At 70.0% G+C, this 17,708-nt stretch carries 20 protein-coding genes and 2 riboswitches; of the genes, 5 read left to right on the top strand and 15 right to left on the bottom strand.

The features are described from left to right. Position 1: 1 nt before the first annotated feature. From ABXG85_RS07665 to ABXG85_RS07635, 7 genes are all read right to left on the bottom strand, one after another. The gene (locus ABXG85_RS07665; RefSeq protein WP_353513127.1) at positions 2 to 742 is read right to left on the bottom strand and encodes a cobalt-precorrin-4/precorrin-4 C(11)-methyltransferase; all 741 of its coding nucleotides are present in this window, start codon (positions 740 to 742) and stop codon (positions 2 to 4) included. Continuing rightward, a complete protein-coding gene (locus ABXG85_RS07660) occupies positions 730 to 1,410 on the bottom strand; it encodes a precorrin-2 C(20)-methyltransferase (protein ID WP_353513126.1) in 681 nt (226 codons plus the stop codon). Before ABXG85_RS07660 ends, ABXG85_RS07665 begins: the two co-directional genes overlap by 13 nt. Beyond that, positions 1,407 to 2,621 (bottom strand): precorrin-6y C5,15-methyltransferase (decarboxylating) subunit CbiE, encoded by a 1,215-nt coding sequence (gene cbiE, locus ABXG85_RS07655; RefSeq protein WP_353513125.1) that lies wholly within the window; start codon positions 2,619 to 2,621, stop codon positions 1,407 to 1,409. The genes ABXG85_RS07660 and cbiE overlap by 4 nt, the downstream gene beginning before the upstream one ends. A gap of 2 nt (positions 2,622 to 2,623) precedes the next feature. Next, positions 2,624 to 3,322, bottom strand: a complete 699-nt coding sequence (locus ABXG85_RS07650; RefSeq protein WP_353513124.1) for a precorrin-8X methylmutase — start codon at positions 3,320 to 3,322, stop codon at positions 2,624 to 2,626. Beyond that, on the bottom strand, positions 3,315 to 4,415 hold the full coding sequence (locus tag ABXG85_RS07645; RefSeq protein ID WP_353513123.1) for a cobalt-precorrin-5B (C(1))-methyltransferase: 1,101 nt from the start codon (positions 4,413 to 4,415) through the stop codon (positions 3,315 to 3,317). Before ABXG85_RS07645 ends, ABXG85_RS07650 begins: the two co-directional genes overlap by 8 nt. Continuing rightward, positions 4,412 to 5,071, bottom strand: a complete 660-nt coding sequence (locus ABXG85_RS07640) for a HoxN/HupN/NixA family nickel/cobalt transporter (protein WP_353513122.1) — start codon at positions 5,069 to 5,071, stop codon at positions 4,412 to 4,414. Before ABXG85_RS07640 ends, ABXG85_RS07645 begins: the two co-directional genes overlap by 4 nt. Before the next feature lie 93 nt (positions 5,072 to 5,164). Further along, positions 5,165 to 5,328, bottom strand: a riboswitch (cobalamin riboswitch). A gap of 21 nt (positions 5,329 to 5,349) precedes the next feature. Beyond that, positions 5,350 to 5,892 (bottom strand): histidine phosphatase family protein, encoded by a 543-nt coding sequence (locus ABXG85_RS07635; RefSeq protein ID WP_353513121.1) that lies wholly within the window; start codon positions 5,890 to 5,892, stop codon positions 5,350 to 5,352. A 23-nt stretch (positions 5,893 to 5,915) separates the two neighbouring features. Here ABXG85_RS07635 and cobT point away from each other — a divergent pair, with 23 nt between their 5' ends. The 5 genes from cobT to ABXG85_RS07610 are packed head-to-tail and all read left to right on the top strand — an operon-like array spanning position 5,916 to position 10,552. After that, complete coding sequence (gene cobT, locus ABXG85_RS07630) at positions 5,916 to 6,926, top strand: nicotinate-nucleotide--dimethylbenzimidazole phosphoribosyltransferase (RefSeq protein ID WP_353513120.1); 1,011 nt, start codon at positions 5,916 to 5,918, stop codon at positions 6,924 to 6,926. Then, a complete protein-coding gene (locus tag ABXG85_RS07625; protein ID WP_353513119.1) occupies positions 6,927 to 7,622 on the top strand; it encodes an adenosylcobinamide-GDP ribazoletransferase in 696 nt (231 codons plus the stop codon). Continuing rightward, a complete protein-coding gene (gene cobO, locus ABXG85_RS07620; RefSeq protein ID WP_353513118.1) occupies positions 7,601 to 8,164 on the top strand; it encodes a cob(I)yrinic acid a,c-diamide adenosyltransferase in 564 nt (187 codons plus the stop codon). The genes ABXG85_RS07625 and cobO overlap by 22 nt, the downstream gene beginning before the upstream one ends. Next, positions 8,164 to 9,480, top strand: coding sequence for a cobyrinic acid a,c-diamide synthase CobB (locus ABXG85_RS07615; RefSeq protein WP_353513117.1), 1,317 nt, complete (start codon positions 8,164 to 8,166; stop codon positions 9,478 to 9,480). The genes cobO and ABXG85_RS07615 overlap by 1 nt, the downstream gene beginning before the upstream one ends. A gap of 28 nt (positions 9,481 to 9,508) precedes the next feature. After that, positions 9,509 to 10,552, top strand: a complete 1,044-nt coding sequence (locus ABXG85_RS07610) for an LLM class flavin-dependent oxidoreductase (protein ID WP_353513116.1) — start codon at positions 9,509 to 9,511, stop codon at positions 10,550 to 10,552. On the opposite strand, the gene ABXG85_RS07605 is transcribed toward ABXG85_RS07610, so the two are convergent. From ABXG85_RS07605 to ABXG85_RS07570, 8 genes are all read right to left on the bottom strand, one after another. Further along, on the bottom strand, positions 10,530 to 11,579 hold the full coding sequence (locus tag ABXG85_RS07605; protein ID WP_353513115.1) for a sulfate adenylyltransferase: 1,050 nt from the start codon (positions 11,577 to 11,579) through the stop codon (positions 10,530 to 10,532). The two genes, ABXG85_RS07610 and ABXG85_RS07605, sit on opposite strands and share 23 nt — an antisense overlap. A 3-nt stretch (positions 11,580 to 11,582) precedes the next feature. After that, positions 11,583 to 12,293, bottom strand: coding sequence for a uroporphyrinogen-III C-methyltransferase (cobA, locus tag ABXG85_RS07600; protein ID WP_353513114.1), 711 nt, complete (start codon positions 12,291 to 12,293; stop codon positions 11,583 to 11,585). Next, positions 12,286 to 13,026, bottom strand: a complete 741-nt coding sequence (locus ABXG85_RS07595) for a sulfite exporter TauE/SafE family protein (RefSeq protein WP_353513113.1) — start codon at positions 13,024 to 13,026, stop codon at positions 12,286 to 12,288. The genes cobA and ABXG85_RS07595 overlap by 8 nt, the downstream gene beginning before the upstream one ends. A 1-nt stretch (position 13,027) precedes the next feature. Then, complete coding sequence (locus ABXG85_RS07590; protein ID WP_353513112.1) at positions 13,028 to 13,696, bottom strand: phosphoadenylyl-sulfate reductase; 669 nt, start codon at positions 13,694 to 13,696, stop codon at positions 13,028 to 13,030. Continuing rightward, complete coding sequence (locus ABXG85_RS07585) at positions 13,684 to 14,337, bottom strand: precorrin-2 dehydrogenase/sirohydrochlorin ferrochelatase family protein (RefSeq protein WP_353513111.1); 654 nt, start codon at positions 14,335 to 14,337, stop codon at positions 13,684 to 13,686. Before ABXG85_RS07585 ends, ABXG85_RS07590 begins: the two co-directional genes overlap by 13 nt. After that, positions 14,334 to 15,095, bottom strand: coding sequence for a uroporphyrinogen-III synthase (locus ABXG85_RS07580; RefSeq protein WP_353513110.1), 762 nt, complete (start codon positions 15,093 to 15,095; stop codon positions 14,334 to 14,336). The genes ABXG85_RS07585 and ABXG85_RS07580 overlap by 4 nt, the downstream gene beginning before the upstream one ends. 9 nt (positions 15,096 to 15,104) lie before the next feature. After that, positions 15,105 to 16,850, bottom strand: coding sequence for a nitrite/sulfite reductase (locus tag ABXG85_RS07575; protein WP_353513109.1), 1,746 nt, complete (start codon positions 16,848 to 16,850; stop codon positions 15,105 to 15,107). A 114-nt stretch (positions 16,851 to 16,964) separates the two neighbouring features. Further along, positions 16,965 to 17,495: a hypothetical protein gene (locus ABXG85_RS07570; RefSeq protein ID WP_353513108.1), complete on the bottom strand. Its 531-nt coding sequence runs from the start codon at positions 17,493 to 17,495 to the stop codon at positions 16,965 to 16,967. A 58-nt stretch (positions 17,496 to 17,553) separates the two neighbouring features. Continuing rightward, positions 17,554 to 17,663: riboswitch (TPP riboswitch) on the top strand. Positions 17,664 to 17,708: the final 45 nt, after the last annotated feature.

Genomic DNA, 17,708 nt, shown 5'->3' with positions numbered 1-17,708 from the left:
TTCACCTCCTGTAGCGGTGCCGGAAGTCCGGGTCGTAGAGCCGGCTCCGCACCCCCCTTGCCCGCAAGGCCTCCCCCACCAGGAAGACGGTGGTGTCCCGGGCGGGGAGGCGAGCGAGGCCCAGGAGGTCCGTGAGCCCCACCTCCTCCCCCGCCTGCCCCACCCTGTGCCCGAAGAGCACGGGGGTGTCCGGGGCCAGGCCCGCCTCCAAAAGCTCCCGGGAGAGCCGCCTCGGGTGCATGCCCGAGAGGTAGATGGCCAGGGTGAGGCCCTTGGCCGCCAGGCTTTTGGGGTCTTGGCCCTCGGGGACAGGGGTCCGCACCCCAAGCCGGGTGAAGGCCACCGCCTGGGCTACCTCCGGGGCGGTGAGGGTAAGGCCTGCCCGGGCCGCCAGGGCGAAGGCGGCGGTGACCCCAGGCACCACCTCCACCCGCACCCCCAGGGCCTCGAGAGCCTCCTTCTCCTCCAGGAGGGTCCCGTAGAGCCCGGGGTCCCCCGAGTGGAGCCGCACCGCTTTCCCCTTTCCCGCCTCCTCCCCCAGGAGGGCTACGATCTCCTCCAGGACCATGCCCTTGGAGTCGGCGAGCCGCGCCTGGGGGGCCAGGGCCTTGAGGGCCTCCTCGGGGAAGAGGCTACCCGTGTAGAGGACGAAGCGGGCTTCCTTCAGGAGCCTCGCCCCCTTCACCGTGAGGAGCTCGGGGTCCCCCGGCCCCCCGCCCACCACGTGGACTACCCTTTCCATTCTTCCTCCTGAACCTCCCAAAGCCCCACCAGGGTCCAGTAGTCCCGGCTCACCCCTTCCGCCTCCTCCAGGGGAAGGACCTTTTCCCCTTCCAGGCCGAGCCGCAGGAAGGCAAAGCCCCTCCGTCCGGGGAAGGCCCGCCGCAGGGCGGCGAGGTCCTTGGCCTTGTAGACGAAGACGCTCTGGAAGCGGGCAAGCCCCTCCGGGTCTACCCCCTTGAGCCCCGTAACCGCGGCGAACCCTCCCTCCCCCAGGGCGATGGGCCGGAGGACCCGGGCGGCGGCCAACTGGTGGGCGCTGATGCCGGGGACGGCCTCCACCGCGATGCCTTCCAGGTAGGGGAGGAGGTTCAGGGGGGAGGCGTAGAGGAGGCTGTCCCCCAGGACCAGGTAGCCCCCCTCCCCGTGGCGGGCCAGGGCCTCGAGGATGGTCCTCGCCGCCTCCCGCCGCGCCGCCTCCCGGGCCTTGGGGTCGTGCCCTGTGAAGAGGGGGAGGGGGACGAGGGGCTTGCCGGGGGGGATGTGGGGCCGGGCTATCCGCAGGGCCAGGGGCTCCCGCCCCTCCTCCTGGGGGTAGAAGAGGACGGGGAGGCGCTGGATGAGGCGGAGGGCCCGCAGGGTGATGAGCTCGGGGTCCCCGGGGCCCACGCCCAGGAGGTAGAGCCTCATGCGCCCTCCTTGGTGGCGGCGAGGAGAAGGGTGGGGTTTTGCGCCTCCAGGCGGCGGTAGGGCCCCAGGGGCACCACCCGGCTCGCCTGCACCTGCACCCCCTCCACCCCAAGCCCCCTTTCCCGGAAAAAGGCGTGGGCTTCCAAGAGGTTTTCCAGGGTGATGGCCGCCACCACCAACCTCCCCCCAGGCCGCAAGGCCCTTAGGCTTTCCTCCAGGATCCCCCGCATCTCCCCGCCGCTTCCCCCCACGAAGACGGCATGGGGGGCGGGAAGGCCCCTTAGGGCCTCGGGGGCCTCCCCCCGGACCAGGACGAGGTTGTGGGCGCCGAAGCGGCGGGCGTTTTCCTCGATGTGGGGCCAGGACTCGGGGTTTTTCTCCACGGCGTAGACCTGGCCCCAAGGGGCGAGCCGCGCCGCCTCGATCCCCACGCTTCCCGTGCCGGCCCCGATGTCCCAGAGGATCCCGTCCGGGGGAAGGGCGAGGAGGCCCAAGGCCAAAAGCCGCACCTCCCGTTTGGTGATGAGGCCCCGCTTGGGCACCCGCTGCTCAAAGGCCTCGTCGGGGAAGAAGCCCAGGCGGGGAGGGAGGGGGCCCTGGGCCTCCAGGATAAGGACGTTGGGGTCCAGGAAGCGCTCTTGGACCACGGCCTCGAGGCTCGGGAAGCTCCGTACCCGCTCGTCCTCCTCCCCGAGCCTTTCCGCCACGTGGGCCCGGAAGGGCCCGACCCCCATGGCCAGGAGGGCCTCCGCGATCCGGGCGGGGGTGTTCTCGGGGTCGGTGTAGATCACGGAAAGGGGGGAGAGGGAAACCTCCAGGAGCACCCCCCCAAGGGGCCTGGCGTGGAGGGAGAAGAAGCGGGCCTCGTCCCAGGGGAGGCGGAGCCGGGCGAAGGCCTCCTGGAAGGCGGTGGGGGCGGGGTGGATCTCCGCCTCGGGGAACCGCTCCAGGACCCTCTTGCCGATGCCGTGGAAGAGGGGGTCCCCCGAGGCCAGGAAGGCCACCCTCTTCCCCGCCCGCACCCGCGCTTCCGCCTCCCGGAGGAGGGGCTCCAGGGGGCCCTTCAGCGGGAGCTTCTCCCCCGGGTGTTCGGGGAAGTGGGCCAGGTGCCGCGCCCCCCCGACGAGGACTTCCGCTTCCTCCACCCGCCGCAGGGCCAGGAGGCTCATCCCTTCCCGGCCACGGGCACCTAGGCCGATGAGGTAGACCACGGCTAACCCCCCCGGTAGGCCTTGGAGGTGTCCACGCCTCCATCGGCGGCGAGACGCAACAGGGCGTGGAGCGCCGCCACCACCAAGGTGGAGCCCCCCTTGCGCCCCTCGGTGACGATCCAGGGTACGGGGGCTTCCATGAGGGCCCGCTTGGCCTCGAGGACGTTCACGAACCCCACGGGCATTCCCAGCACCAGGGCGGGCCGCGCCCCCCGCCGGACCGCCTCCACCAGGGCCAGGAGGAAGGTGGGGGCGTTGCCCACCCCCACGATGGCCCCTTCCAGAAGGCCCCTTTCCTCCGCGTACCGCACCGCCGCCTCGGCCCGGGTGCCTCCGGTGGCCTTGGCCCTTTCCACCACCTCGGGGTGGGAGAGGAGCTCCACCACCTCGTTGCCGAAAAGGCGGAGGCGCTCAGGGTTGAGGCCGCAGGCGATCATGCGGGCGTCCACCAGGATCCGCGCCCCGGCCATGAGGGCCTTGAGCCCCGCTTCCACCGCCCCTGGGCTAAAGCGGGTGAGCTCCTTGTACTCGAAGTCGGCGGTGGCGTGGATCATGCGGCGGACGATGGGCCACTCCAGCTCGGAGAAGCCGTGGAGCCCGGCTTCCTCGTCCACCATGCTGAAGCTTTCCTCTTCTATGGCCCTGCCCTTTTCCGTCATCTGGTGGGCTGGGTTCCTTTGGGCCTTGATCAGGTCATCCACGGTACACCTCCCGGTCCGGCCAAGCGGCGAGGCACCGCCCCTCGTCGAAGTCCGTCAGGGCCACGCTCACGAAGGGGCGCGGGCCAATATAGGCCTGGAGCTTCTCCTGCGCTAGGCGCACCAGGTTCAGGAAGAAGCGGTCAAGCCCTTCCTCCAGGGCGAGCTCCAGGAAGCGGCGGGCGGTGGCGGCCCCTTCCGCCTCCTTAAGGGCCCGAGGGCTTGCCCCCGCTTCCTTGAGGAGGCCCAGGAGCATGGGTAGGTTCACCTCGCCGCCCGCGGCGTGGGTCATAGTCTTGCCGTCGGCCATCTTGGATACTTTTCCGATCATCCCCACGATCCGCACCACTTCTATCCCCACCTTCCGCGCCGCCCTGAGCACATCCCCCACGAAATCCCCCATCTCTATGAAGGCCATCTCGGGAAGGTGGGGAAGGAGCCTTTGGGCGAAGCGCTCGCTTTTTCCCCCGGTGGTGGCGGCGATCTCCAAAAGGCCATTGGCCCGCGCCACCCCCACCGCCTGGACCACGCTCATGCGGAAGGCGCTGGTGGAGTAGGGCTTTACCACCCCCGTGGTGCCAAGCACGGAGAGGCCCCCCAGGATCCCAAGCCTAGGGTTGAGGGTTTTTTTGGCCAGCTCCTCCCCTCCAGGGATGGCGATGGCGATGGCCAAGGGGCGGTCCGTCGCCTCCCGCACCGCCTCCCAGATCATCCGCCGGGGCACGGGGTTGATGGCGGGCTCCCCCACGGGCACCCCGAGCCCGGGCTTGGTCACCACCCCCACCCCTTCGCCCCCCTCTATTTGGTCTGCGCTGGCGAAGCGCACGTAGGCCTGGATCTCCGTCCCGTGGGTCACGTCGGGGTCGTCCCCGGCGTCCTTGATCATCCCCACCAAAACCCCATCCCCCTTCCGCTCCAGGCGGAAGACCTGGAAGGGCTGCCGCCAGCCTGCGGGAAGCCAGATGTCCACCACCTCCGGGGCCTCCCCCAGGAGAGCCAGGGCCGCGGCCTTGGCCGCGGCAGCGGCGTTAGCCCCCGTGGTGAAGCCGATGCGGCTTCCCTTCTTGTCGCGGGGCGGGGGGTAGGGGTGGCTCATGCCGGGCGCAGGGCGTAAAGCCTCAAGGAGACTAAAAGCCCAAAGAGGCCCAGGCCCAAGGGGAGGGCGAGGGCCTCGAGGTCCAGGGCCAAGAGTTCAGCCGCGGCCAGGAGGAAGGCCACCGCCACCACTGTCCAGCCCAGGAAGCGGCTCGCCCGCCTGGCCCGCTCCGAGTCGTGGGCTAGGTTCTGCAGGCGGCTTGCCAGGAACCCGTCCACCCCGTCCACCAGGAGCATCCCCAGGGTGAAGAGGAGTCCCAGGCGCAAGGGGGAAAGTTCCGCAGAAAGGGCCAGGGCGGAGAGCTGGCTAGCTGTTTCAAACCCCAAGCCGAAGAGAAGGCCGAGGAGGAGGGGGTGGAGGAGGGGAAGGCGGGCAGGCGCCCTTTCCTCGGGTCTGAGGAGGCGGTACAGGTTAAGCCCTCCCACCAGGAGAAGGAGCAGGGGGGGGAGGTGGAGGGCCTCCAGGTCCACCCGTTCCAGGAGGGCGGCGGCGGGGAAGGCCAGCAGGGTGACCACCCCACCGTGCCCCAGGGCGAAGAGGACGCCGTTATAGGGGGAGGGGCGCACCCGGGAAAGCCCGTCCACTGCAGCCAGGTGGTCGGGGTCCACGCCGTGGCGCATCCCTAGGGCCACGGCCAAAAGATCCAGGCCCGTCATGGGGTCCCTCTATGTGTACGGGAAGCTACAGGCCTAAGCCGAGGACCAGGTTCTCTTCTCATCCTTGCCTCCTTTCGCCCCTGCTCGGGGGCAGGTGAGGCGCGGGCTAGGGCGGGTGTTCGGGCTTCCGGCCAATGAGGAGGGGCCTTAGGTATGGGCCGGTTACCGTTGCGGCACAGCGCCGGACTTTCACCGGTCTTCCCCCTTTTATGCCCCAAGACATCCGGGCCTTGGGGCGCCCTAGCCGCACGGGCCCCGCTAAGGGGCTTGCCCCTGTTTTACTTCGGCGGAGGTTCCCCGTCAATGGTTGGTGTCAAGACCTTCCCCAGGACCCTTTGGGGCCAATCCACCACCACGGCGCTTCCCAAGGGCACGAGGCTGTCTTCCCCCAGGGCCCGGAGCACCGCCCGCACCACCCCCCCGTGGGTGAAGAGGAGGGCTGACCCCTTTAGCCCTTCCAGGAAGCGGAAGACCCTTTCTTGAAAGGCCTCGAGGCGCTCCCCCTCTGGGGGCGCAAACCCTTGGAAGCGGAGGAGGGCCTCCTTGTGGACCGCCTCCAGTTCCTCCCAGAAAGCCCCCTCCAACGCCCCGAAGTGGATCTCCCGCAGGGCGGGGCTAGGAATGGGGGCGAAACCCGCCAGGGCCGCCGTTTCCAGGGCCCGCTTGAGGTCCGAGCTAAAGGCGGGCAGGGGCGGGAGGAGGCCCCTGAGGGCCCTCGCCTGCTTCCTCCCCAAGGGCGTGAGGGAGAGGTCGGTCCAGCCCAAGAGCCTCCCCTCCCGGTTCCAGAGGGTTTCCCCGTGGCGCACGAGCCAGAGCTCCACGGGAAGAGTGTATAGTAAGGGCCATGGATCGGGGTATTTTGGAGGAGGCCCAAAAGCGTATGGAGGAGCTCACCAAGCCGCCCCGTTCCCTGGGGTACCTGGAGGAGGTGGCGGTGCGCCTGGCCGCTATCCAGGGCCGGGTGAAGCCGGAGCTTGGCCGGGGGGCGGTGGTGGTGGCCGCCGCCGACCACGGGGTGGTGGCGGAAGGGGTTTCCGCCTACCCCCAGGAGGTCACCCGGCAGATGGTCCTGAACTTCCTCCGGGGCGGGGCGGCCATCAACCAGTTGGCCCTGGCGGCGGACTGCGAGGTGTACGTGCTGGACGTGGGGGTCAAGGGGGAGCTTCCCGACCACCCCCGGCTCCTCAAGCGCAAGGTGCGGGAGGGGACCCGTAACTTGGCGGCGGAGCCCGCCCTCACCCGGGAGGAGGCGGAAAGGGCCCTCCTGGCGGGGCGGGAGGCGGCGCGGCGGGCCCTGGCGGAGGGGGCCACCCTCCTCGCCGCCGGGGATATGGGCATCGGGAACACCACAGCCGCCGCCGCCCTCACCGCTGGGCTCTTGGGCCTTGCCCCTGAGGAGGTGGTGGGTCGGGGGACGGGGGTGGGGGAGGCGGGGCTAAGGCGCAAGCGGGAGGCGGTGGCGAGGGCCCTCGCCCGCCTTCGCCCCGGGATGGACCCCTTGGCGGTGGCGGCGGAGCTTGGGGGCCTCGAGCTCCTCGCCATCGCCGGGGTGTACCTGGAGGGCTACGCCCAGGGGGTGCCCCTGGTCCTGGACGGCTTCCCCGTGACCGCTGGGGCCTTTTTGGCCTACCGCCTGGAGCCCGGGCTCCGGGACCACCTCTTCGCCGGCCACCTCTCCCGGGAGCCCGGCCACCGCCACCTCCTCGAGGCCCTGGGCTTGAGGCCCCTCTTGAACCTGGACCTGGCCCTGGGGGAGGGGACGGGGGCGGTCCTCGCCATGCCCCTCCTCCGGGCTGCGGCCCGCATCCTGCACATGGCCACCTTCGCCGAGGCGGGGGTTTCCCGGGGCCTGTAGGTGTTGCGGGCGCTTCTCGCCGCCTTCTCCCTCCTTTCCGTCCTCCCCGTGCCCGTGCCGCTCCAGGCGGAGGACTTCCGCCGCGGGGTGGCCTTCTTCCCCCTGGTGGGCTACGCCCTGGGGGCTTCCCTCGCCCTCCTCGCCCTCCTTCCCTTGCCCCCGGGGCTTTTGGCGGCCCTCCAGGCGGCCTCCCTCCTCGGCCTCACGGGGTTTCTCCACCTGGATGGCCTTCTGGACGCCGCCGACGCCCTTTTGGGCCACCGCCCCCGGGAGGAGAGGCTTCGCATCCTCAAGGACCCCCACCTGGGGCCCTTCGCCTTCGGGGTGGGGGGGCTTTACCTCCTCCTCCTCTGGCAGGCCCTGGGGGCGGGGCAAGACCCCCTTTTCCTCCTCCTCTTCCCGGGCTTCGCCCGCTTCGCCTGCCTGCCCTTCCTCCACCGCTACCCCCTGTTGGGCCCGGGGATGGCGGCCGCCATACGGGGGGGGCCCTGGGGGCTTGCCCTCCTCTTGGCCCTCCCCTTTCCCCTCCTCTTCCCTCTGCCCGCCCTTTCCGCCCTCCTCGCCGCCTTCCTCGTGGCGCGGCTCGCCCTGGCCCGGCTCGGGGGGGTAAACGGGGACATCCTGGGGGCCATGATCGCCTTGGCGGAGCTCTCTTCCCTGCTAGGCTATGCCCTATGGAAGAGCCTCGGCGTCTAAAGCCCTACGCCAGGCCCCAGGGGGAGCGGCGGGGGCTTCTCATCGTTTACACCGGGGATGGCAAGGGGAAAAGCACCGCCGCCTTCGGCCTGGCCCTGCGGGCCCACGGCCGGGGCCTGCGGGTGCGGGTCTTCCAGTTCCTCAAGCACGCCACCGCCCGCTTCGGGGAGCATAGGGCCCTTGCCCTCCTCGGCATCCCCATCGAGGGCCTAGGGGACGGCTTCACCTGGAAGAGCCAAGACCTTGCCGCCTCCGCCCGCCTGGCCCAGGAGGGCTGGGAGAGGGCCAAGGAAGCCCTCCTCTCCGGGGCCTACGACCTGGTGATCCTGGACGAGGCCACCTATCCCCTGCGCTACGGCTGGATCTCCTTGGAGGAGTTCTTGGGGGCCCTCCAGGCCCGCCCCGCCCACGTGCACGTGGTGGTCACGGGGAGGGGGGCGCCGGAGGCCCTTTTGGCCTTAGCGGATACGGTCACGGAGATGCGCAAGCTCAAGCACGCCTTCGACGCGGGCGTGCCGGCCCAAAGGGGGATCGAGCACTGATGCGCCTGGTCTTGGCGGCACCCCACTCCGGGACGGGGAAGACCACCGTGAGCCTCGCCCTGGCCCTGGCCCTTAGGGAGCGGGGCCTTCGGGTCCAGCCCTTCAAGGTGGGGCCCGACTACATCGACCCCACCCACCTGGAGGCCGCCTGTGGCCGCAGGCCCTACAACCTGGACGGCTTCTTCCTGGACGAGGCGGGCCTCCTCGCCCTCTTCCGCCACGGGGCGAGGGGGGCGGACTTCGCCCTGGTGGAGGGGGTCATGGGCCTTTTCGACGGCAAGGACCCCTTGGGGAGGGTGGGCTCCACGGCCCAGGTGGCCAAGCTCCTGAGGGCGCCCGTGGCCCTGGTGGTGGACGCCAAGGGCATGGCCGGCTCCATCGCCGCCTTGGTGCGGGGCTTCCGCGACCATGACCCCGGGCTTCGCCTCGTGGGGGTCTTCGCCAACCGGGTGGGCTCGGCGCGCCATGCGGCCCTTTTGGAGGAGGCCTTGGCGCCCTTGGGCCTGCCCCTTCTGGGCTGGCTGCCCCAGGACCCCGCCCTCGCCCTGCCCGAGCGCCACCTGGGCCTCGTCCTGGCGGGGGAGGTGGAGCTCCCCTTGGTGGCCCTGGGGCGGGCCTTCCGGGTGGACCTGGAGGCGGTCCTCCGCCTGGCGGCCTCTGCCCCGCCCCTTCCCGAGGCACCGCCTTTCCTGCCCGAAAGGCGCCCGCCTCGAGCCCGGGTGGCCTACGCCTGGGACAAGGCTTTCCGCTTCTACTACCCCGAGGCCCTGGAGCTCCTCGAGGCCTTGGGGGCCGAGCTCCTCCCCTTTAGCCCCCTGGAGGACGAGGCCCTGCCCGAGGCGGAGGCCCTCCTCCTCGGGGGCGGCTACCCCGAGCTCTTCGCCGAGAGGCTTTCGGAAAACCGGGCCCTCAGGGAGGCCATCCGCCGCTTCCCCGGGCCCGTGGTGGCCGAGTGCGGGGGGTATATGTACCTCTCCCAAGGCCTTTGGGTGGGGGAGCGCTTCTACCCCATGGTGGGCCGGGTGCCCGGGGAGGCCACCATGGCCGAAAGACCCGTTCTGGGCTACCGGGAGGTGGAGGCCCTGCGGGATAGCCCCGTGGCCCGGGCGGGGGAAGCCTTCAAGGGGCACGAGTTCCACTACGCCCGGCTTCCTCCCTCCCCAAGCCCCGCCTGGCGCCGGGTGGGGGGGGAGGAGGTGGAGGGGTACACCGACGGGAGGGTGCTGGCGAGCTTCGTCCACCTCTACCTTCCCGCCCGGATAGGGGGGGCGGAGCGGCTTCTGGCCTGGGCGGAGGGTGGGGGCAAGCACTTTTAAAAATAAAGTGGCCCCATACCCTTGGAGTATGGAGCTAGGCCTGTACACCTTTGGCGACCGGACCCTGGACCCCGAGCTGGGCCGCCCCCCCACGGCGGAGGAACGGCTAAGGCGCCTTTTAGAGGAGGCGGAGCTGGCCGAGGAAACGGGCCTCGCCCTCTTCGCCGTGGGGGAGCACCACCGGGAAGACTATGCGGTGTCGGCCCCGGCGGTGGTCCTTTCCGCCATCGCCGCCCATACCCGGAGGATCCGGCTGGCGAGCGCCGTGGTGGTCCTTTCCTCGGACGATCCCGTCCGGGTCTTCCAGCAGTTCGCCACCCTGGACCTTCTTTCCGGGGGGCGGGCGGAGCTTTGGGTGGGGCGGGGCTCCTTTGTGGAGTCGTTCCCGCTTTTTGGCTATGATCTGCGGGATTACGAGGCCTTGTTTGAGGAAAAGCTCGCCCTTCTCCTGAAAATCCGGGAAGCGGAGAGGGTCTACTGGCCTGGGGGGCGGTTCACCCAGCCCATCCCCGGCCTGGGGGTGTACCCGAGGCCCAAGCAGAACCCCTTGCCCCTCTTCGTGGCGGCCGGCGGCAGCCCTGAGTCCGCGGTGCGCGCCGGGCGGCTTGGGCTTCCCTTGGTCCTCGCCGTCATCGCTGGGAGTCCCAAGCGCTTCCTGCCCTTCGTGGCGCTTTACCGGAAGACCGCCCAGGAGCACGGCCACACCCCCAGGCTCACCCTGGCCGCCCACGGCTTTGTGGCCGAGGAGGATGGGGAAGCCTTCCGCCTCGCCGCCCCCGCCTTCTTGGCGGTGATGAACAGGATCGGGCGGGAGCGGGGGTGGCAGCCTCTGACCCAGGAGTATTTCGCCTGGTCCCGGGGCCTCGAGGGGGCCGACTTCATCGGCGACCCCCTTCGGGTGGCGGAGAAGGCCCTTTACTGGTACGAGCTCTTCCGCCCCGAAAGGCTTGTCCTCCAGCTCACCGTGGGTACCCTGCCCCACGCCAAGGTTCTGCGGGCCATCGAGCTTTTAGGGGGCGAGGTCCTGCCCCGGGTGCAAAGGGCCCTCGCTACACCCCCTGCCGCAGGATAGGGAGGAGCTCGGGCCGCACCAGCTCGGGGGGCGGGGTCTTCCCTTCCCGGAGGAGGGCGCGCACCTTGGTCATGCTGATGGAAAGCCGCCGTTCCCGGTGGGCTTCCGGGCAGGTCCTTTCCGAGGCGATGCCGCCGCACAGGGGGCAGTGGAAGACGGCCCCCACCCGGAGGATCTCTATCCCTAAGGGGGGAAGCCGGTCGAAGATGCGGTGGGCGGCATAGGGGTCGTAAAAGTCCCCCACCCCGGCGTGGTCCCGGCCCACCAGGAAGTGGGTGGCCCCGAAGTTCTTCCGCACCAGGGCGTGGAAGACCGCCTCCTTGGGCCCGGCGTAGCGCATGGGGGTGGCGAGGCCAAAGAGGGCCACCCGGTCCTGGGGGAGGAACCCCTGGAGGAGGGCCTCGTAGGCCCGGAGGATCACCTCCGTGGGGAAATCGTCCGCCTTCTTGGCCCCCAGGATGGGGTGGGCCAGGACCCCGTCCCCCAGCTCCAAGCCCAGCCGGATGAGGTACTCGTGGGCCCGGTGGGGGGCGTTGCGGGTTTGGAAGGCCACCACCGTGCGCCAGCCCCGCTCCAGGAAGTGGGCCCGCGCCTCCTCCGGGGTCTTCTCCAGGGGGCTGCGGGCCCGGGGTTTGAGCACCTCCACCCTGCCCCCAAGGGCGTAAGGCCCCTTGGCGTAGAGCCGGGCCACCCCGGGATGGGCTTCGCTCTCCGTGCCGAAGACCGCCTTGGCCAGGCGCTTAAGGTCCAGGGCGTAGGCGTCCGTCACGTGCAGGAGGGCCACCCGCTCCCCTTGGTGAAGGAGGGCCAGGGTGTCCCCCGGGCCCACCCGGGGCCTCTCGGTCGTCTGCAGGAGAATGGGGAGGGTCCAGACCTCCCCCGTGGGCAGGCGTAGGGTTTCGGCCACGCTCAGGGCCTCCTCCCGGGTCATGAAGCCCCGGACGGGGGCGAAGGCCCCCGTGGCCAGGTTCTCCAGGTCCAAGCGCTCGTCCTCGCCGATCTCTAGGGTAGGAAGGGTTTCCACCACGGGCTACCTCCTTAGCGCGAGGGGTTCGGGGGCCTCGAGGACCCGCACCGCCTCGCCCAAAATCCAAAGGGCCGGGGCCTTCACCGACACCTTCCCCTGGGCCACCTCCCCAAGCCGGGCCGGGATGCGGCGTTCCTTGGGCGTGGTGGCCTGCTCCACGAAGAGGGTGGGCTCCAAAGGGTCTCGGCCCAGGCGGAGGAGTTCTTGGGCGATCCAGACCCGCCGCCTCACCCCCATGAGCACCACCAGGGTGGGGGCTTGGGCGAAGGGGGTGAGGTCGGGGTAGCCGCCCCCCTCAAGAACCGCTGAAACCGCAGCGAAGCCGTGGGCTAGGCCCCGGTGGGTGAGGGGGAGGCCCGCGCTGAGCACGCTGCTCACCCCTGGCACCACCTCCACGGGGATGCCGTGCTTGAGGAGGAAAAGCGCCTCCTCCCCGCCCCGGCCAAAGACCATGGGGTCCCCGCCCTTGAGCCGCACCACGAAGGGGTAGCGGCGGGCGTAGGCGAGGAGGAGGCGGTGGATGGCCTCCTGCTTTCCGCTTTCTCCCTCCTCCTTGCCCACGTAGACCTTCTTCCCCGGGATGAGGTCCAGGATGCGCCCATCCACCAGGCGGTCGTGGAGGACCACGGGAGCCTTTTGCAGGAGGCGGTAGGCCTTCAGGGTGAGGAGCTCGGGGTCGCCCGGGCCTGCCCCCACCAGGTAGACCTTAGCCATGGACCACCCCCTGGTAGATGAGTTGCCCCCCGATGAAGAGGAGCCAGAGGAGGAGGGCAAGCCTCAGGGGCTCCTTGGGCAAGCGGGTGGCGGAGAGGGCCCCCAAGGTGGCGCCCAGGACGCCCCCGGCGGCCAGGGCCAGGAGGAGGCCAAGGTCCACCTGGCCGAAGAGGAGGTGCACCCCGCTCCCTAAGAGGGCGAGGACCAAGCCGAAGAGGAGGTCCGTGCCCACCACCTGCTGGGGGGAAAGCCGGGTGGCGTAGAGAAGGAGAAGGGTTCCCAAGGCCCCCGCCCCGGCGGAGGAGAAGCCCACCTCGAGGCCAATCCCAAAGGCGGCGGGGGGAAGGAGCCCGGGCCTTTCCTGCCCCAGGACATGCCTGCGGAGGCTCCGCCAGATCCCTAGGGCCGCGGAGACCACCACGGTGAAGCCCACCAAGAGGAGGACGAGGTCCTTGGCCCCCTTGAGCCCCGTGAGGAGGAGGCTCCCCAGGAGCACCCCCGGCACGCCCCCCAGGAGGAGGCGCCCGAGCGCCTTGGGGGCCACCTGGCGGCGGGCAAGGTAGACCGCCCCCGCCGGAACCTTGACCAGGAAGCCAAAGAGGAGCGCCGTGCCCACCGCCGCCTCCGGGGGAAGCCCCAGGGCCAGGATGAGGAGGGGGGCGGTGACGGTTCCCGCGCCCACCCCCGTGACCCCGATGGCGAAGGCGATGAGGAAGCCTAGGAGAAAGGCCATGCTACCCCTCCTTCCCGTGGAGGTGGATGCCGCACTCCAGCTTCCCCTTGCCCGCCCAGCGCCCCGAGCGGGGGTCCGTGGGGTCCAAGGGCTTTGCGGTGCAGGGGGCGCAGCCGATGGAGAGGTAGCCCTGGTCGTAAAGGGGCAGGTAGGGGAGGTCCTGGACCGCCAGGTAGGCGAAGACCTCCTTGAGCGTCCAGTCGTAGAGGGGGCTCACCTTCCTCAATCGGTGTCCTGAGGGGAGGAGGGCTTCCTCCAGGGGCTGGAGGTGGGCCCGGGTGGGGGACTGCTCCCGCCTAAGCCCGGTGAACCAGGTATCGTACCCTTCCAGGGCCTGGAACAGGGGCTCCACCTTGCGGATCTGGCAGCAGCGGTGGGGATCGGTTTCGTAAAGCCGCCCGTAGCGGGCTTCCTGCGCCGCCCGGGAGAGGGCGGGGGTGAGGTTTACCAGGCTGAAGCCCAACCGCCTTTGCAGCTCGTCCCGGTAGGCGTAGACCTCGGGGAAGTGGTAACCGGTGTCTAGGAAAAGGACAGGGATATCGGGCTTGGCCTCCAGGAGAAGGTGGAGCACCACCACGTCCTCCGCCTGGAAGCTGCAGGTGAAGCAGGGGCTATTGCTTTGGGTCAGGGCTTCCTTCACCAGGGTCTGGGCCGCCTTCACCTTGTCCATGCCGTCACCTCCTCGGCTAGGGCCTTCTCGGCCTGGGCTATGGCCTGAGTTAAACCTTCCTTAGGGTCTAGGTCCAACGCTTCCAGGGCCTGGTCCACGATGCGGTACCAGAGCTGTTTCCGTTCCTCAAAGCTCGGGATTTGGGCGATTTTGGGCCGGAGGGTGCGGAGGAAGGCCACAAGCTCCCCATAGGCCTCGGGAAACAGTTGGGCCAGCCGTTCCTTGAGGCGCACGGCCAAAGCGGGTGCGGCCCCTGAGGTGGAAAGGGCCACGAGGAGCTCCCCGCGGCGGAGGACGGCGGGGAGGATGGCGCTGGCGTTTTCCGGATCGTCCACGGCCACGAGGAAAACCTGCCGCCGCTCCGCCTCCGCCTTGACCCGGGGATGGATGGCCTTGTCCTTGGGGTGGCTTACCACCAGGAAGTAGCCCTGTAGGTCCCCTTCCCGGTAGCCCCGCCGGAGCCAGCGGATCCTCCCTTCCCGTTCCAGGGTCGAGAGGCCCCAATCGTCCTCCTCCGCCAGGACCGTGACCCGGGCCCCGGCCTGGAGGAGGGCCTGGAGCTTGGCCCCGGTTTCGGGCCCTCCCGCCAGGAGGAGGACGGGGCGGTCCCTGAGGTCTAGCATCAAGGGGAAATAGGTCATACCGCCTCCTGGAAAAGGGCCTTCTTGAAGCCCTGGAGCATGCTGCCCAAGCGCTCGGTTTCGTCCACATAGAAGGGCTTCACCCCCCACTCCCTTAGGGCGTCCGCGGTGACGCGGCCCACGGCCACCGCCTTTACCCGGGCGTTGAGGGTTTCCCTTAGCGCCTCGGGGTCCGCTGCCCCTTCGAAGAGGAACTCCACCTGAAGGGCAGCCACGAAGGCCACCGCCTCCACGGCTCCCTCTTGGATCGCCGCCTCCAGGGCCCGGATGCCCTGGGGGTTGGGCAGATGGCGGTAGGGCATGAGGGGGAGAACCCTGTACCCCCGTTGCACCAAGGCCCCTTCCAAGAGGGGGAGGGGCTTGCCGTAAAGCTGGAGCGCCGCCTTGCCGGGGCCCGGGGGGAGGAGGGGGATGAGGCTTGGGCTCGTGCCGTCCCCCGTGGCCTGAGGGGGCAACCCCTCCTCCCGCAGGACCCGGGCCGCCTTGGCGCCCCGGGCCAGGCGGTGGGCTTGGGCTAGGGCGGCCTCGAGGCCCAGGCCCAGGGCCCTACCTCCCTCCAGGAGGTCCCGCACCCCCACCCCGGTGGTGGCGAGGAAGAGGTCCACCCCTTGCGCCAGTTCCCGGAGGTGGTCCTGGTACTCGGGCACGGGTACCTTTTCCGTGCTCTGGGCGGGGAGGAGGAGGGGAGTGAAGCCCAGCTTTTCCGCCAAGGCTTTGAACTCCTCGCGCCGCCTTAGGCCGGCGTAGGCGATACGCATGGCCACCCCCTAGACGGCGCACTCCCCGCGCCCAAGCAGCACGCTAAAGGCCTCCCCTTCCGCCCCCAGGTCCTGGTAGAACTCCGGGGCCTCTGCGTAGGGCGGGACCTCCTGGAGGTCCTGGAGGAGGGCCTTAAAGGAGGCCGCCCCCACGCGGTCCAGGTAGGCCTGGAAGCTTTCCCCGTTTTGCCGCTCCGCCTCGTAGCGATTTAGGATCCGCTCCACCGCCTCGGGAACCCGGCGGGCGGGGATGCGGCCCACCACCTGGCCGAAGCGGGCTTCTCCCTCCCGGGTGCGCCCGCCCAGGAGGAGGACGTAGTGGGGCACCTCGCGGTCGTCCACCTTGCGGCTGGAGCCGTAAAAACCGAGGTCGGCGATGTGGTGCTGGCCGCAGGAGTTGGGGCAGCCGGAGATCTTGATGCTGATGGCTTTCACCCCCGGGTCCCGGGCCAGGGGCAAGGCCTCCAGCCTTTCCCCTAGGGCTTGGGCCAGGCCTCGAGAGCGGGTGATGGCCAGGTTGCAGGTGTCGGCCCCGGGGCAGCGGGTGATGTCCAGGAGGGTGTGGGCCTCGGCGTGGGCAAGGCCCGCCTGGAGAAGGGCCTCGTAAAGCCCCCCGAGAGCCTCCTCCGGGACGAAGCGGAGGAGGAGGTTCTGGCTGATGGCGCTCCTAATCTCCCCGGCATAGGTTTCCGCGATCTCCGCCAGGGCCCGGAGGCCCTCCGGGGTGATGTCCCCCAAGGGGAGGCGCACGGTGACGGTGTAGAAGCCCTCCTGCTTTTGCCGGAAGAGGTTCGTGCGCCGCCAGGCGTCGAAGCCCGGGGCGAAGGAGAAGGGCTTTTTGGGGGGGGTGGGGAGGCGGGGGGGTGGGGCGTCCTCGGGAGGGGTCCAGGCCTCGAGGTCCTTCCCGCTCGCCGTGAGCTTCACCGCCCGCCTTTCCTCCCGCACCGCTTCCCGGAAGGCGGCGATGCCCCACTTCTTCACCAGGAACTTGAGCCGGGCCTGGGTCAGGACCTTGCGGTTCCCGTAGCGGTCAAAGAGGCGGAGGATGGCCAGCATGGTGGGGAGGAGCTCCTCCTCGGGCGTGAAGGGCTCCAGAAGCTCGGCGCTCATGGGGGCCGCTCCCAGGCCCCCGCCCACGTAGATGCGGAAGCCCCGCTTTCCCCCTTCCACCGCCGCCACCACCCCGATGTCGTGGATGGGGGTGCGGGCGTGGTCCGTGGCGCACCCCTCAAAGGCCACCTTGAACTTCCGGGGCAGGTTCTGCCCCACGGGGTGGCGGAGGAAGTAGCGGTAGGCCCGTTCCGCATACGGGGTGACGTCGAAGGGCTCCTCCGGGGAAACCCCGGCGTAGGGGCAGCAGGTGATGGCCCGGATGGAGTGGCCGCAGGCCTCCCGGGTGGTGAGGCCCACCGCGTTCACCGCCCGGAGCACCTTGGGCACGTCCCGGCGGTGCACGTGGTGGAGCTGCACCGCCTGGCGGGTGGTCACGTGGGCCAGGCGATTTTCCGTGTAGCGCTCGGCCACCTCCGCCAGGACCCTTAGGCCCTCCGGGGTGATGCGGCCCACGGGGAGTTTGATGCGGATCATGTGGTGCTCGGGGCGTCCCCGGATCCCATAGATGCCGTTCTTGAGCCGAAAGACCCGGAAGTCCTCGGGGTCTTCCTCCCCCGCCTCGAGGCGGGCGATCATGGCCTCGAGGTAGCGGATCTCCGCCTCCACCGCTTCGTCCTGCTGGATCTCCCTTACCCCTGCCATCTTGCCTCCCTCCCCCGGCCTCGGGGGTTACCCAGGAAGATATACCATTGAGTCTGTAAAAGTCAAGGGTATAGGGAACCGAGCCCTAGCCCTCCGAGGGGGAACGGACGGGGGTTAGGGGGACGCAAGAGGAGGGGTCCCTGCGGGGGTTCCCGCTAGGCGGAGGCCGAGGCCGCTTAGGGCTACGCCCAAGGCTAGGGCCCCCCACCGGGCCGGGATGGGGAGGGCTTGGCCCAGGGTGTCCCCGAGGAGCTGGAAGAGGGGCGCCAAAAGGAGGCCAAAGAAGGCCAAGGGCCAGGGGGCGAGCCAAGGGGGGAGGAGGGCGGCGAGGAGGAGGAGAAACGCCCCGGCGAGAAGGAGCAAAAAGGCCGCCACGGCCACGGCCAGGCCCAGGTGCATGGGATCATATTCGGGCCGGAGAAGGTAGAAGGCCACCCAGGCGGAGGGGTTTAGGAGGAGGGCCAGGAGGAGGAGGCGGGGTAGGGGCAGGTGCTGGGCCAGGCGGCTTAGGCCAAGCCCGAGGCAGGCTCCTGCCAAAAAGGCGGCGGCGCAAAGGAGGAGTGGGGTAAGCCCCAGGGCGGCCACGGCCACCACGCCCAGGTGGAGGCCCCAAAGGAGGAGGGCGAGGGCGAGGTAGGGGCGCATGGGTTTCTTCTAGTGTAGCCTTTCCCCCTTTTCGGGTTGGGGGGCGTGGTATAGTCGAAGGGCAGGCTAGGGGTGCCCCAATGGAGGGGCTGAGAGCTGGGTTTTTCCCAGCAACCCTTGGAACCTGATCCGGGTAATGCCGGCGGAGGGAAGCCTATGCGGAAGACCCTAAATCCCCCAAAACCCAACCTCCCTTGGGCCGCGTGGGCCTTT

The sequence above is a fragment of the Thermus sp. LT1-2-5 genome, from assembly GCF_040363165.1.
Lineage (GTDB): Bacteria > Deinococcota > Deinococci > Deinococcales > Thermaceae > Thermus.
Note: the sequence above shows the minus strand (reverse complement) of the source record. Positions and strands in the feature narration are given on the sequence as shown.

Coding starts and splice junctions, on each gene's coding strand:
- ABXG85_RS07665 (WP_353513127.1), bottom strand. CDS start 742: ATGGAAAGGGTAGTCCACGTGGTGGGCGGGGGGCCGGGGGACCCCGAG.
- ABXG85_RS07660 (WP_353513126.1), bottom strand. CDS start 1,410: ATGAGGCTCTACCTCCTGGGCGTGGGCCCCGGGGACCCCGAGCTCATC.
- ABXG85_RS07645 (WP_353513123.1), bottom strand. CDS start 4,415: ATGAGCCACCCCTACCCCCCGCCCCGCGACAAGAAGGGAAGCCGCATC.
- ABXG85_RS07640 (WP_353513122.1), bottom strand. CDS start 5,071: ATGACGGGCCTGGATCTTTTGGCCGTGGCCCTAGGGATGCGCCACGGC.
- cobT (WP_353513120.1), top strand. CDS start 5,916: ATGGATCGGGGTATTTTGGAGGAGGCCCAAAAGCGTATGGAGGAGCTC.
- cobO (WP_353513118.1), top strand. CDS start 7,601: ATGGAAGAGCCTCGGCGTCTAAAGCCCTACGCCAGGCCCCAGGGGGAG.
- ABXG85_RS07615 (WP_353513117.1), top strand. CDS start 8,164: ATGCGCCTGGTCTTGGCGGCACCCCACTCCGGGACGGGGAAGACCACC.
- ABXG85_RS07610 (WP_353513116.1), top strand. CDS start 9,509: ATGGAGCTAGGCCTGTACACCTTTGGCGACCGGACCCTGGACCCCGAG.
- cobA (WP_353513114.1), bottom strand. CDS start 12,293: ATGGCTAAGGTCTACCTGGTGGGGGCAGGCCCGGGCGACCCCGAGCTC.
- ABXG85_RS07595 (WP_353513113.1), bottom strand. CDS start 13,026: ATGGCCTTTCTCCTAGGCTTCCTCATCGCCTTCGCCATCGGGGTCACG.
- ABXG85_RS07590 (WP_353513112.1), bottom strand. CDS start 13,696: ATGGACAAGGTGAAGGCGGCCCAGACCCTGGTGAAGGAAGCCCTGACC.
- ABXG85_RS07585 (WP_353513111.1), bottom strand. CDS start 14,337: ATGACCTATTTCCCCTTGATGCTAGACCTCAGGGACCGCCCCGTCCTC.
- ABXG85_RS07580 (WP_353513110.1), bottom strand. CDS start 15,095: ATGCGTATCGCCTACGCCGGCCTAAGGCGGCGCGAGGAGTTCAAAGCC.
- ABXG85_RS07575 (WP_353513109.1), bottom strand. CDS start 16,850: ATGGCAGGGGTAAGGGAGATCCAGCAGGACGAAGCGGTGGAGGCGGAG.
- ABXG85_RS07570 (WP_353513108.1), bottom strand. CDS start 17,495: ATGCGCCCCTACCTCGCCCTCGCCCTCCTCCTTTGGGGCCTCCACCTG.